This window comes from Pseudomonas sp. PvP001, assembly GCF_040546375.1.
Lineage (GTDB): Bacteria > Pseudomonadota > Gammaproteobacteria > Pseudomonadales > Pseudomonadaceae > Aquipseudomonas > Aquipseudomonas coleopterorum.
Map to the genome: position 1 here is coordinate 1,381,211 of NZ_JBEPNQ010000001.1, position 12,461 is coordinate 1,393,671.

Sequence of the window (12,461 nt, forward strand, 5' to 3'; positions counted from 1 at the left end):
ATATTTCGTTCCGTCCCGATATAAGCCGAGTCCGTCATGCCCCTTGATCTCGACGAAATAATAAAAGCCCTCTCCCACCCCGTGCGCAGGGAAATCCTGGCGTGGCTCAAGGATCCCCAGGGGCAGTTTCCCGATCAGCACCACAGCACCGAAAACGGTGTGTGTGCCGGGCAGATCGACCAACGCTGCGGCCTCTCGCAGTCAACCGTCTCCGCCCATCTGGCGACCCTGCAACGGGCCGGCCTGATCAGCAGCAAGAAGGTTGGCCAGTGGCACTTTTTCAAACGCAACGAGGACGTCATCCAGGCGTTTCTCGCGCAAATGAGCGAACAGCTCTGACAAGGATTTTCCCATGCCTTTACCCCTGCTGATCCTGGCGCTGAGCTCTTTCGCCATCGGCACCACCGAGTTCGTCATCATGGGCCTGCTGCCCGATGTGGCGGGCGATCTCGGCGTGAGCATCCCCAGCGCCGGCTGGCTGGTCACCGGCTACGCCCTGGGCGTGGCCATCGGCGCCCCATTCATGGCCCTGGCCACCGCGCGCCTGCCACGCAAGGCGGCGCTGGTGGTGCTGATGGGCATCTTCATCGTCGGCAACCTGCTGTGCGCGATCGCCAGCGACTACAACGTGCTGATGTTCGCCCGGGTGGTCACCGCGTTGTCCCACGGCGCCTTCTTCGGCATCGGTTCGGTGGTGGCTGCGGGGCTGGTCGCGCCCAACAAGCGCGCTTCGGCCGTGGCCCTGATGTTCACCGGCCTGACCCTGGCCAACGTGCTGGGTGTGCCACTGGGCACCGCACTGGGCCAGGCCGCAGGCTGGCGTTCGACCTTCTGGGTGGTGACGCTGATCGGCGTCGTCGCCCTGATCGGTCTGCTGCGTTTTCTGCCCAGCAATCGCGAAGAAGCCAAGCTGGACATGGTCGCCGAACTGTCGGCGCTCAAGGGCGCCGGGATCTGGCTGTCGCTGAGCATGACGGCCTTGTTCGCCGCGTCGATGTTCACCCTGTTCACCTACATCGCGCCGCTGCTGGGCGACGTCACCGGCATCTCGCCGCGCGGCGTGACCTACACCCTGCTGCTGATCGGCCTGGGCCTGACCGTGGGCAACATCATCGGCGGCAAGCTGGCGGATCGACGCCTGGGCGCGACCCTGGTCGGCGTGTTCGCGGCCATGGCGGTGGTGTCCACCGCGCTGAGCTGGACCGCAGTCGCCGTCATTCCCACCGAAATCACCCTGTTCCTGTGGGCCGCTGCGGCCTTCGCCGCCGTGCCTGCGCTGCAGATCAACGTGGTGACCTTCGGCAAGTCGGCACCCAACCTGGTGTCGACCCTGAACATCAGCGCCTTCAACGTCGGCAACGCCCTGGGCGCCTGGATCGGCGGCGCCGTCATCGCCGGCGGCCTCGGCCTGACCAGCGTGCCACTGGCTGCGGCGGTCCTGGCCGTGCTCGCCCTGATCGTCACCCTGATCACTTTTCGCCAGACCCGGACTCCGGACCTGGCACCTGCCACTCACTGATAGAGGCTGTTTTCCATGACTACACTTTTCGACCCGATCAAGCTCGGCGCGCTGGAACTGCCGAACCGCATCATCATGGCCCCACTGACCCGCTGCCGCGCCGACGAAGGCCGCGTGCCGAACCAGATGATGGCCGACTACTACGTGCAACGCGCCAGCGCCGGTCTGATCCTCAGCGAAGCGACCTCGGTCACGCCCATGGGCGTCGGCTACCCAGACACCCCCGGCATCTGGTCCAACGACCAGGTGCGTGGCTGGGCCAACGTCACCCAGGCCGTACACGCCGCCGGTGGGCGGATCATGCTGCAGCTGTGGCACGTGGGCCGTATCTCCCATTCGCTGTACCTGAACGGCGAACTGCCGGTGGCCCCCAGCGCCATCGCCGCTGACGGCCACGTCAGCCTGGTGCGTCCGATCACCGGTTTCGAAACGCCACGGGCGCTGGAAACCGCTGAAATCGCCGACATTGTCGAGGCCTACCGTGTGGGCGCGGAAAACGCCAAGGCCGCCGGCTTCGACGGCGTGGAAATCCACGGCGCCAACGGCTACCTGCTCGACCAGTTCCTGCAGAGCAGCACCAACCAGCGCACCGACGCCTACGGCGGCTCGCTGGAAAATCGCGCGCGCCTGCTGCTGGAAGTGACCGATGCGGCCATCGACGTCTGGGGCGCCGACCGTGTCGGCGTGCACCTCTCGCCACGCGCCGACCTGCACGACATGGGCGACGCCAACCGCGCCGAAACCTTCACCTATGTGGCCCGCGAGCTGGGCAAGCGTGGCATCGCGTTCATCTGTGCCCGCGAGAAGGAAGGGGAAGACAGCCTGGCCGCGCAACTGCGTGATGCATTCGGCGGTCCGTACATCGTCAACGAGCGTTTCGACAAGGCCTCGGCCAACGCTGCCCTGGCCAACGGCATCGCCGATGCCGTGGCCTTCGGCGTGCCGTACATCGCCAACCCCGACCTGCCCGAGCGTCTGCAGGCCGATGCACCGCTGAACGAGCCACACCCTGAAACGTTCTACGCCAAGGGCGCTGCTGGCTACCTGGACTACCCGCGCATGTAAGCGCCAGGCCGGGCCGCCATCAGGCGCGCCCGGCCGTTCAGCGCCGCAGCTGACTGATCTGCTGTTGCAGGTTCTGCACCTGACTCTGCAAGGTGGTCAAGCTGCGCGTCGCCTGCCCGCGAAACGCATCGAATTCATTGACGCTCGGCCCACTGCTGGTCGCCGGGCGATTCTCCTGCTCGCTCTTGAGCACGATCAGGTCCTGTTCCAGGCGCTCCAGTTGCGCGCTGGGATTGCTCTTCTTCAACGCCGCCAGCTCGCCGTCCAGGCCATCCAGGCGCGCCTGCAACTTGCCGGTATCCGGCTGGGCCTGCTTGAGTGCGGCAAGGTCGCTGCCCAGGCTCTTCAACTGCGCCTGCAACTGCTCGTTGAGCGCCTGCTGCGCGGCCACCTGCGACGCCGCCTGCTCCAGACGTGTCTGCAAGGTGCTCTGCTGACCGGCCACACCACTCTGCTGCTGGGTCTGCTGTGCCAACTGCTCCTGCAACTGCTTGATCTCGGCCCGCATCGCTTCGCTGCCCGACACGGCAGTGGACTGGGTGTTGGCGACCTTGCCACTGATGTCCTGCAAGCGCCCCGCCGCTTCTTCACTGATGCGCGCGAAGCTTTCCTGGGTCGCCACCAACTGCTGCTCCATCAGGTTGATCTGCTGAAAGCTCCACCACCCCAGCCCGCCCAAGGCGATGAACAAGGCCCCGATCAGTGCCCACAGCGCGCCGGTGCTGGGCGCCTTGACGCGCACCACCGGGGTGTTGCGCGAATACAACGCATCGCGCTCGCGCCCGCCGCCCACCGGGGAAAAGTCGTCATCGTCGCGGGTATCGCCGCGCAGGCTGGGCAGGTTGTCGTCGAAGTCGTCGCGGGCATCTTTGCGCATGTGAGAAACCTTTGTGTCACGGGGTAATGGCCGGGACCGCGAGTATAACCTCGCAACCGCGGCCATCGCCCGACCGCCGAGGCAATTGGCTCAGGCGCCGGGCGCGCCCTGGGCACGCCACCAGCCACAGAACTCATCCAGCGATGCCCACAGCGACGTCCGCGGGTCGTAACCCAGGTAGTGTCGGGCGCGGTTGATATCTAGGGTGAAATGCTCATGCAGCGCCTGCACCTCGTAGCGCGACAGTCGCGGCCGGGGCTGGCCGGGCCAGAGCAGGCAAGCCGCCTCGCCGAGCGCAGCGCTGCCGTGGGCCAGGCCGAAATCACGGTAGCGCTGCACCTGGGGCAATTCGAGCTGACGCATCACGTAGTTGATCACGTCCCACAACGGTATCGGCGCGCCATTGCTGATGTTGTAGACCTGATTGAGCGCGGTATCGCCCGCCGATAACGCGCCCAGCAGTGCCTGGTTGAGGTTCTGCACACTGGTGAAATCGACCTTGTTCAAGCCGTCACCGATGATCCGCAGGCGATTCTTGCGCTGCCGCTCGATCAGCCGTGCGAACTGCTGCCCGTCGCCAGCGCCGGTCACCCGATGCGGGCGCAGCACGACGGTTTCCAGGCCGAACTCGGCGGCGCCCAGAACCTTCTGCTCGGCCAGCCACTTGGTACGCGCCTCATGGCCACGCAGACGCTTGGGCACCTGCTCTTCCTTGAGTCCGAGGTGGCTGCGGCCGTCGACATAGACCGCCGCCGACGACAGGTACACCAGCCGTTGCACGTGCTCCTTGAGACAGGCCTCGACGACGTTCTCGGTGACTTCGACGTTGGCCTGATGAAACGTCTGGTAGCGGCCCCAGGTACCCACGGCCCCGGCGCAATGCACCACCGCATCGATGCCTATGCACAGGCGCTTGGCCAGATCGGGGTCGAGCAAGTCACCCTGGGTGAACTGCGCACCGCGACGAACCAGATGCTCCACCCCTTCGGCCCGGCGACCATTGATGCGCACCTCAAGCCCCTGCTCCAGCGCCAGACGCGTGAAGCGTCCGCCGATGAAGCCGCTTGCGCCGGTGACCAGAATCTTCATGAATTGCTCCGCTGTACATCGATCAATGTGTAACCGTGGCCGGCCGGGAAAGGGCTTTGCCGCGTGCTTCGAGGTGATTTTCGAGCGTGCACTGCACGCCTTGACGACGCCTGCTACCGGTAGACGCGCGCAGGGCTCACAGCGGCACCAACCAGCTGCCGGCACCGTCGCGCAGATGCTGCGTGAGCCGTTCGAGCAACTGTCCGCCGTTGCGCCAGTGATGCCAGTACAGCGGCACATCCACCGGATGTCCGACGCAGATCTCGATCAGACTGCCCTCGGCCAGCGCGTCCTCGACCTGCAGCTCGGGCACCATGCCCCAGCCCATGCCGGCCTTGGCCAAACGGTTGAAGCCCTCGGACGAGGGGCACAGGTGATGGAGAAAGCCCTCGGCCAGACCCAGCGATGCCAGAAAGCGGTGTTGCAGATAGTCATCGGGGCCGAACACCAGTGCCGGCGTGCGCGGCAGATGGGCCGGGTCGAACCCGTCGGGAAAATGCCGGGCCATGAAACCGGGGCTGGCCAGCGCCCGGTAGCGCATGGCCCCCAGCAAGAGACTGCGCGCGCCGGCCAGAGGCCGCTCGCTGGCACACAGGCAGGCCGCCACTTCACCGGCACGCATGCGCTTGAGGCCGACGTCCTGATCCTCCACCACATGGTCCAGAAGCAACTGCTCGCGAATGCAGAACTCACCCACCGCGCCCGCCCACCAGGTGCCCAGGCTGTCGGCATTCAAGGCGATGCGCAGGCGCTCGGGCATGCCCTGCTCATCCAGCGTCGGCACCTGCCCCTGCAGATCACGCTCGAGCAAGCGCACCTGCTGCACATGGTTGAGCAGGCGCCGACCGATATCGGTGGGCGCCGGTGGCGTAGCGCGGATCAGCACCGGCTGACCCACCCGCGCTTCGAGCAGTTTTATCCGCTGCGACACCGCCGATTGCGACAAGCCCAGCACCTGGGCAGCACGCTCGAACCCGGTCTGTTCCACCACGGCAGCCAGTGCGGCGAGCAGCTTGTAATCGAACATCAGTTTTCCTAATGAGTGATCAGCAATATTGGTTTTTCTTATACCGCGCCAGTCCTCACAATGGCCAGCTTCTAAAGGGAGAAACACCGATGTGGCAGAGTTACCTGAATGGTTTGCTGGTTTCGTTCGGCCTGATCATGGCGATCGGCACGCAGAATGCGTTCGTTCTGGCGCAGAGCCTGCGCCGCGAGCATCACCTGCCCGTGGCCCTGCTGTGTGTGACCTGTGACGCGCTGCTGGTGGCCGCCGGTGTGTTCGGCCTGGCCACGCTACTGGCGCACAATCCGACGTTGCTGGCGGTGGCGCGCTGGGGCGGCGCTCTGTTCCTGCTGTGGTACGGCGCCCAGGCGTTGCGCCGTGCCTGCTCGCGGCAGAGCCTGGAACGGGCCGACAATACCGGGCTGCGCTCGCGCAAGGCGGTGCTGCTGAGTGCCTTGGCGGTGACCCTGCTCAATCCCCATGTGTACCTGGACACGGTGCTGTTGATCGGCTCACTGGGCGCCCAGCAAAGCGTACCGGCGGCCTATGTGGCCGGCGCCACCAGTGCTTCGCTGGTGTGGTTCTTCGGCCTGGCCCTGGCTGCGGCCTGGCTGGCCCCCTGGTTGGCACGTCCCACCACCTGGCGCCTGCTCGACCTGATGGTGGCGGTGATGATGTTCGCAGTCGCGGCGCAACTGGTGTTCGCCTGAAACCGTCAGTCTGGCCAGGCAAAGGCTCTGGAACCTCTATCCCACACAGTTGTTGCGTGGTTAAGGCCCCATGCCGATGCTATGATCCGGCACTGCGTCGCAAAGAGTAAAAACTCGCCGACGTTTCTCAGGCCGCCCGTGATCGGCCGTGCGCAAACCGCAACAGACCTGATTAGGAGAATCACCATGGCTTTCGAATTGCCGCCGCTGCCCTACGCCCACGATGCCCTGCAGCCGCACATCTCCAAGGAAACCCTGGAGTATCACCACGACAAGCACCACAACACCTATGTCGTGAACCTGAACAACCTGGTGCCTGGCACCGAGTTCGAAGGCAAGACCCTCGAAGAAATCGTCAAGTCGTCGTCCGGTGGCATCTTCAACAACGCCGCCCAGGTCTGGAACCACACTTTCTACTGGAACTGCCTGGCGCCCAACGCCGGCGGCCAGCCTACCGGTGCATTGGCCGAAGCCATCAACACCGCGTTCGGTTCGTTCGACACGTTCAAGGAAGAATTCACCAAGACGTCGGTCGGCACCTTCGGTTCCGGCTGGGGCTGGCTGGTGAAGAAGGCTGACGGCTCCCTGGCCCTGGCCAGCACCATCGGTGCCGGCAACCCGCTGACCAACGGCGACACCCCGCTGCTGACCTGCGACGTCTGGGAACACGCCTACTACATCGACTACCGCAACGTGCGTCCAAAGTATGTCGAGGCGTTCTGGAACCTGGTGAACTGGGACTTCGTGGCCCAGCAGTACGAAGGCCGCGCCTTCACTGCATAAGCCACATCGTTTCTGAAAAGCCCGGCCCTCGTGCCGGGCTTTTTTGTGCCCGCCTGCATTCGCCGATGGCACTTCCCGTCCAGCTTGTTGCCAGATTGTCGCTCAAGAATGCATCCAGGCCGGCCGACACACTGGCGCGCCTGTCGCCATTCGAGACAATCGGTACGATTCGCGTTCATTTGTGGCTTTACGGCCCACGGTAAGTTGCCAATACTCGTGGCATCTTGATGCCAAGCGTTCGACACAAGGAATTGCCATTGAAGCTGGAAGTCAGGAACAGCTTGTCCGTCAAGTTGCTTCGCGCGGTGCTGGTGTCGGCCCTGGTCGTGGGCATGGTGCTAAGCTGTGCGCAGATCGTCTTCGATGGCTACAAGACCCGCCAGGCCATCTCCGCCGACGCCGAGCGGATCCTGGCCATGTTCCGCGACCCTTCGACCCAGGCGCTCTACAGCCTGGACCGGGAAATGGGCATGCAGGTGATCGAAGGGCTGTTTCAGGATGAAGCGGTGCGCCAGGCGTCCATCGGCCATCCCGACGAAGCCATGCTGGCCGAACGCTCGCGCCCACTGCAGAGCTTGAGCAGCCGCTGGCTGACCGATCGCATCCTGGGCCAGGAGCGCAGCTTCAGCACACGCCTGGTCGGTCGCGGCCCCTTCAGCGAATACTACGGCGACCTGCACATCACCCTGGACACCGCCACCTATGGCGAGGACTTCATCGTCAGCTCGGTGATCATCTTCATTTCCGGCACCTTGCGCGCCCTGGCCCTGGGTCTGTTGCTATACCTGATCTATCACTGGCTGCTGACCAAGCCGCTGTCACGAATCATCGAACACCTGCTGCAGATCAATCCCGACCGGCCCGGTGAATACCAGCTGCCGTTGCCACGCGGTCATGAGCACAATGAGCTGGGCCTGTGGGTCAACACGGCCAACCAGCTCCTGGCGTCCATCGAGCGCAACACCCAGCTGCGCCACGAAGCCGAAGACAGCATGTTGCACATGGCCCAGCATGACGTGCTGACCGGCCTGGCCAACCGCGTGCAACTGCAGCAACAACTGGACAAGGTCCTGCTTGACGCCCATCGCCTGCAGCGTCGGGTCGCGGTGTTGTGCGTCGGCCTGGATGATTTCAAGGGCATCAACGAACAGTTCGGCTACCAGACGGGCGACCTCCTGCTGCGCGCCCTGGCCGACCGCCTGCGGGCCCACAGCGGCAGGTTCGGCAACCTGGCACGCCTGGGCGGCGACCAGTTCGCGCTGGTTCAGGCGGACATCGAACAGCCCTACAAGGCAGCGGAGCTGGCGCAGCGCATTCTCGACGACCTCGATGCCCCTTTCGCGCTCGACGAGCATTCGATCCGCCTGCGCGCCACCATCGGCATCACCCTGTTTCCCGAAGACGGCGACAGTACCGAGAAGCTGCTGCAGAAAGCCGAGCAGACCATGACCCTGGCCAAGGTCCGTTCGCGCAACCGCTACCAGTTCTACATCGCCAGCGTCGACACCGAGATGCGCCGACGCCGCGAGCTGGAAAAGGACCTGCGCGAGGCACTGGCGCGCAATCAACTGCACCTGGTCTACCAGCCGCAGATCAGCTACCGCGACCACCGTATCGTCGGCGTCGAGGCGCTGCTGCGCTGGCAGCACCCGGAACACGGCCTGGTTCCCCCCGATCAGTTCATCCCCCTGGCCGAGCAGAACCGCAGCATCATCGCCATCGGCGAATGGGTCCTCAATCAGGCCTGCAGCCAGTTGCGCGAGTGGCATGACCAGGGCTTCATCGGCCTGCGCATGGCGGTCAACCTGTCCACGGTGCAGTTGCACCACAACGAACTGCCCCGCGTCGTCAGCAACATCCTGCAAATGTATCGCCTGCCACCGCGCAGCCTGGAGCTGGAGGTGACCGAAACCGGCCTGATGGAAGACATCAGCACGGCCGCGCAGCACCTGCTGAGCCTGCGCCGCTCGGGCGCACTGATTGCCATCGACGACTTCGGCACTGGCTATTCATCGCTCAGTTACCTGAAGTCGCTGCCTCTGGACAAGATCAAGATCGACAAGAGTTTTGTCCAGGACGTGCTCAGCGACGAGGATGACGCGACCATCGTGCGGGCCATCATCCAACTGGGCAAGAGTTTGAACATGCAGGTCATCGCCGAAGGTGTCGAAACTCTGGAGCAGGAGGCGTACATCGTCGCCCAGGGCTGCCACGAAGGTCAGGGCTACCTTTACAGCAAGCCGTTGGCGGCCCGTGAGTTGACAGCACTGCTCAAGCAATCGGAGCGCAGCCGTACCCACCTCACCTCGACGCCGTCGCAGAGCTAGCGCAACGCGTCAGCCTGAAGCTTTTTTCACATTAGCCCTTTACAGAAAATGCATATCTTTCGCATTATGGCGCAGTTTTGCGCGCCCTCCGCGCGCCCGCTCGCCACTCTTGACGCAGGATTTCGCCATGATTCGTACGCCCCTGGCCACCGCCAGTCTGCTGGCCATCGCCATCGCTCTTGCCGGCTGCGACAGCAAGGACAAGCAAACCACCACCGCCGCCCAGACCCCAGCCCCGGCCGCCTCCGCGCCGGCGGCCCCGGCGGCGGTGCCTACGGCTTCCGGCACCCTCGACGAGGCCGCGGCCAAGGCCGTGGTCGCCCACTACGCCGACATCGTACACGCCACATTCGAAGATGCCCTGACCACCGCTCAGGCATTGCAGAAAGCCGTCGACGCCTTCCTTGCCGCGCCCAGCGACGCCACCTTGAAAGCTGCGCGCGATGCCTGGGTCGCCTCGCGCCCTTCGTACCTGCAGACCGAGACCTTTCGTTTCGGCAATACCTTGATCGATGACTGGGAAGGTCAGGTCAACGCCTGGCCCCTGGACGAAGGCCTGATCGACTACACCGACAAGAGCTACGAGCACGCCCTGGGCAACCCCGGCGCTACCGCCAACATCATCGCCAACAAAATCATCCAGGTCGGTGAAGACAAGGTCGACGTCAGCGACATCACCCCCGAGAAGCTCGCCAGCCTGAACGAACTCGGTGGTTCGGAAGCCAACGTCGCTACCGGCTACCACGCCATCGAATTCCTCCTCTGGGGCCAGGACCTCAACGGTACCGGCCCTGGTGCCGGCAACCGTCCAGCGTCCGACTACCTGGAAGGCGCCGGTGCCACCGGTGGCCACAACGACCGTCGTCGTGCCTACCTCAAGGCCGTCACCGACCTGCTGGTCAGCGACCTCGAAGAGATGCTCGCCAACTGGAAACCCAATGTCGCCGACAACTACCGCGCCACCCTGGTGGGCGAACCGGTCGACAGCGGCCTGCGCAAGATGCTCTTCGGCATGGGCAGCCTGTCGCTCGGCGAATTGGCCGGCGAGCGCATGAAGGTCGCCCTGGAAGCCAACTCGCCGGAAGACGAGCACGACTGCTTCAGCGACAACACGCACAACTCGGCGTTCTACAACGCCAAGGGTATCCGCAACGTCTACCTGGGCGAGTACACCCGTACCGACGGCACCAAGCTGACCGGTGCAAGCCTGTCCTCGCTGGTGGCCAAGGCCGACCCGGCCACCGATACCGCGTTGAAGGCCGATCTGGCCGACACCGAAGCCAAGATGCAGGCCATCGTCGACCGCGCCAACAAGGGCGAGCACTTCGACCAGCTGATCAGCAGCGATAACGCCGCCGGCCAGCAAGTGGTGCGCGATGCCATCGCCGCCCTTGTCAAGCAGACCGGCGCTATCGAGCAGGCCGCCGGCAAACTGGGGATCACCGATCTCAACCCGGACACCGCCGACCACGAGTTCTGATCGATCCGGGCTGCACCGAAGGGCGCTCGCGCGTCCCGGTGCAGCCCGTCCACCGAAGGCTCGACAGCCCGTACAGGCGAAGCGCGGCGAGTCCGCTGCCCGCCAGGCTTTCACAGCCCCATCGCCAAACACTCAACCGATTCCCACACCTTCCAGACCATGCGCATAGCCCTGCCCTGCTTCGTCTCTCTGCTTCTGGCCTGCGGCCTGGGCGGGTGCGACGACGCCCCGCGCTTCACCCAGGCCGAACCTGGCGAAGCGAACAGCGCGGGCCAGGCCACGGTGCGCAAATTCGACGTCAACGCCTACTCCATGCCTTCGGCCAATCTGTCACCGGTCCGGCGCCTGGATTTCAGCGTGGGCAACAGTTTCTTCCGCAGCCCGTGGGTCATCGCGCCATCCACCACCACCGCGCGCGACGGCCTGGGGCCGCTGTTCAACACCAATGCCTGCCAGAACTGCCACATCAAGGACGGTCGCGGCCACCCGCCCGAGGACGACGCGCTGAGTGCCGTGTCGATGCTGGTACGCCTGTCGCTGCCCGACAGTCCGAACTACCTGCGCGAGATCGAGCGCCTGGGCGTGGTGCCCGAACCCGTCTATGGCACGCAATTGCAGAACATGGCCATCCCCGGTCACGCCCCTGAAGGCAAGGTGCGGGTGACCTACCAGAGCGTGCCGGTGCGCTTCAAGGACGGAACCCAGATCGAACTGCGCAAGCCGCAGCTGCAGATCAGCCAACTGGGCTACGGCGACCTGCATCCCGATACACGCTTCTCCGCGCGGATCGCGCCACCGATGATCGGTCTGGGCCTGCTCGAAGCGATCAGCGAGCAGGACATCCTGGCCAATGCCCGCCACCAGGCCGAGAGCGCCGGCCCGATCAAGGGCCGACCCAATCAGGTATGGGACGATGCCCAGAACCGTACCGTGCTCGGCCGCTTCGGCTGGAAAGCCGGGCAGCCCAACCTGAATCAGCAGAATGTGCATGCCTTCTCCGGCGACATGGGGCTGACCACTTCGCTGCGTCCGTTCGATGAGTGCACGGCGGCGCAAAACGCCTGCCGCGGGGCGATCAATGGCAATGGCCCGGGCGGCGAACCCGAAGTCAGTGATAACATTCTGCGCCTGGTGCTGTTCTACACCCGCAACCTGGGCGTACCGGCGCGGCGCGACGTCGACTCTGTGCAGGTGCTGGCCGGCAAGAATCTGTTCTACCAGGCTGGCTGTCAGGGTTGCCATGTGGCGCAATACACGACGGCCAGCGACGCCGCGGAACCGGAGTTGCGCAACCAGACGATTCGCCCCTATACCGATCTGCTGCTGCACGACATGGGCCCCGGCCTTGCCGACGGACGCAGCGAGTTCAAGGCCGGCGCACAGGACTGGCGGACGCCGCCGCTGTGGGGCATCGGCCTGAGCGAAACGGTCAGCGGGCACAGCCAGTTCCTTCACGACGGCCGTGCGCGCAATCTGCTCGAAGCCGTGCTGTGGCATGGCGGCGAGGCCGAAGCGGCCAGACAGCAGGTATTGCAATTCGACGACCAGCAGCGCGCTGCGCTGCTGGCGTTCTTGAACTCTCTCTAGATGACTACACGTTTCAGG

General features: G+C 64.7%; 11 protein-coding genes. 8 read left to right on the forward strand and 3 right to left on the reverse strand.

The features are described from left to right. Nucleotides 1-36 precede the first annotated feature (36 nt). The 3 genes from ABMD26_RS06310 to ABMD26_RS06320 are packed head-to-tail and all read left to right on the forward strand — an operon-like array spanning nucleotide 37 to nucleotide 2,584. On the forward strand, nucleotides 37-339 hold the full coding sequence (locus ABMD26_RS06310) for an ArsR/SmtB family transcription factor (protein ID WP_049860656.1): 303 nt from the start codon (nucleotides 37-39) through the stop codon (nucleotides 337-339). A 13-nt stretch (nucleotides 340-352) separates the two neighbouring features. Beyond that, entirely contained in the window at nucleotides 353-1,519 is a 1,167-nt protein-coding gene (locus ABMD26_RS06315) for an MFS transporter (RefSeq protein WP_122741505.1), read from the forward strand. A 15-nt stretch (nucleotides 1,520-1,534) separates the two neighbouring features. Then, a complete protein-coding gene (locus tag ABMD26_RS06320; protein WP_049860654.1) occupies nucleotides 1,535-2,584 on the forward strand; it encodes an alkene reductase in 1,050 nt (349 codons plus the stop codon). Nucleotides 2,585-2,621: 37 nt separating this feature from the next. Here the strand turns inward: ABMD26_RS06320 and ABMD26_RS06325 are convergent, their stop codons facing one another. The 3 genes from ABMD26_RS06325 to ABMD26_RS06335 form a co-directional block, all read right to left on the reverse strand. Beyond that, the gene (locus ABMD26_RS06325; RefSeq protein ID WP_134722557.1) at nucleotides 2,622-3,461 is read right to left on the reverse strand and encodes an ATPase; all 840 of its coding nucleotides are present in this window, start codon (nucleotides 3,459-3,461) and stop codon (nucleotides 2,622-2,624) included. 90 nt (nucleotides 3,462-3,551) lie between these two features. Next, nucleotides 3,552-4,550, reverse strand: coding sequence for an NAD-dependent epimerase/dehydratase family protein (locus ABMD26_RS06330; RefSeq protein ID WP_134722556.1), 999 nt, complete (start codon nucleotides 4,548-4,550; stop codon nucleotides 3,552-3,554). A 136-nt stretch (nucleotides 4,551-4,686) separates the two neighbouring features. Then, entirely contained in the window at nucleotides 4,687-5,577 is an 891-nt protein-coding gene (locus tag ABMD26_RS06335) for a LysR family transcriptional regulator ArgP (RefSeq protein WP_049860651.1), read from the reverse strand. Between the two features lie 89 nt (nucleotides 5,578-5,666). Between ABMD26_RS06335 and ABMD26_RS06340 the strand changes: the two genes are divergently transcribed. The 5 genes from ABMD26_RS06340 to ABMD26_RS06360 all read left to right on the forward strand — a co-directional run bounded on the left by ABMD26_RS06340 (nucleotide 5,667) and on the right by ABMD26_RS06360 (nucleotide 12,443). Beyond that, nucleotides 5,667-6,266 carry a LysE/ArgO family amino acid transporter gene (locus tag ABMD26_RS06340; protein ID WP_122741502.1) on the forward strand — a complete coding sequence of 200 codons (600 nt, stop codon included), beginning with the start codon at nucleotides 5,667-5,669 and terminating at the stop codon, nucleotides 6,264-6,266. A 186-nt stretch (nucleotides 6,267-6,452) separates the two neighbouring features. Next, nucleotides 6,453-7,049, forward strand: coding sequence for a superoxide dismutase (locus ABMD26_RS06345; RefSeq protein WP_043186911.1), 597 nt, complete (start codon nucleotides 6,453-6,455; stop codon nucleotides 7,047-7,049). A gap of 257 nt (nucleotides 7,050-7,306) precedes the next feature. Next, the gene (locus ABMD26_RS06350; RefSeq protein WP_134722555.1) at nucleotides 7,307-9,376 is read left to right on the forward strand and encodes a putative bifunctional diguanylate cyclase/phosphodiesterase; all 2,070 of its coding nucleotides are present in this window, start codon (nucleotides 7,307-7,309) and stop codon (nucleotides 9,374-9,376) included. A 127-nt stretch (nucleotides 9,377-9,503) separates the two neighbouring features. Further along, nucleotides 9,504-10,856 (forward strand): imelysin family protein, encoded by a 1,353-nt coding sequence (locus ABMD26_RS06355; protein WP_049860648.1) that lies wholly within the window; start codon nucleotides 9,504-9,506, stop codon nucleotides 10,854-10,856. Between the two features lie 159 nt (nucleotides 10,857-11,015). Next, nucleotides 11,016-12,443, forward strand: a complete 1,428-nt coding sequence (locus ABMD26_RS06360) for a di-heme oxidoreductase family protein (RefSeq protein WP_134722554.1) — start codon at nucleotides 11,016-11,018, stop codon at nucleotides 12,441-12,443. Nucleotides 12,444-12,461 lie beyond the last annotated feature (18 nt).

What these genes read in the sequence shown, in the direction of transcription:
- ABMD26_RS06325 (WP_134722557.1), bottom strand. Translation starts at nt 3,461, where the DNA reads ATGCGCAAAGATGCCCGCGACGACTTCGACGACAACCTGCCCAGCCTG.
- ABMD26_RS06330 (WP_134722556.1), bottom strand. Translation starts at nt 4,550, where the DNA reads ATGAAGATTCTGGTCACCGGCGCAAGCGGCTTCATCGGCGGACGCTTC.
- ABMD26_RS06355 (WP_049860648.1), top strand. Translation starts at nt 9,504, where the DNA reads ATGATTCGTACGCCCCTGGCCACCGCCAGTCTGCTGGCCATCGCCATC.
- ABMD26_RS06335 (WP_049860651.1), bottom strand. Translation starts at nt 5,577, where the DNA reads ATGTTCGATTACAAGCTGCTCGCCGCACTGGCTGCCGTGGTGGAACAG.
- ABMD26_RS06360 (WP_134722554.1), top strand. Translation starts at nt 11,016, where the DNA reads ATGCGCATAGCCCTGCCCTGCTTCGTCTCTCTGCTTCTGGCCTGCGGC.
- ABMD26_RS06340 (WP_122741502.1), top strand. Translation starts at nt 5,667, where the DNA reads ATGTGGCAGAGTTACCTGAATGGTTTGCTGGTTTCGTTCGGCCTGATC.
- ABMD26_RS06320 (WP_049860654.1), top strand. Translation starts at nt 1,535, where the DNA reads ATGACTACACTTTTCGACCCGATCAAGCTCGGCGCGCTGGAACTGCCG.
- ABMD26_RS06315 (WP_122741505.1), top strand. Translation starts at nt 353, where the DNA reads ATGCCTTTACCCCTGCTGATCCTGGCGCTGAGCTCTTTCGCCATCGGC.
- ABMD26_RS06310 (WP_049860656.1), top strand. Translation starts at nt 37, where the DNA reads ATGCCCCTTGATCTCGACGAAATAATAAAAGCCCTCTCCCACCCCGTG.
- ABMD26_RS06345 (WP_043186911.1), top strand. Translation starts at nt 6,453, where the DNA reads ATGGCTTTCGAATTGCCGCCGCTGCCCTACGCCCACGATGCCCTGCAG.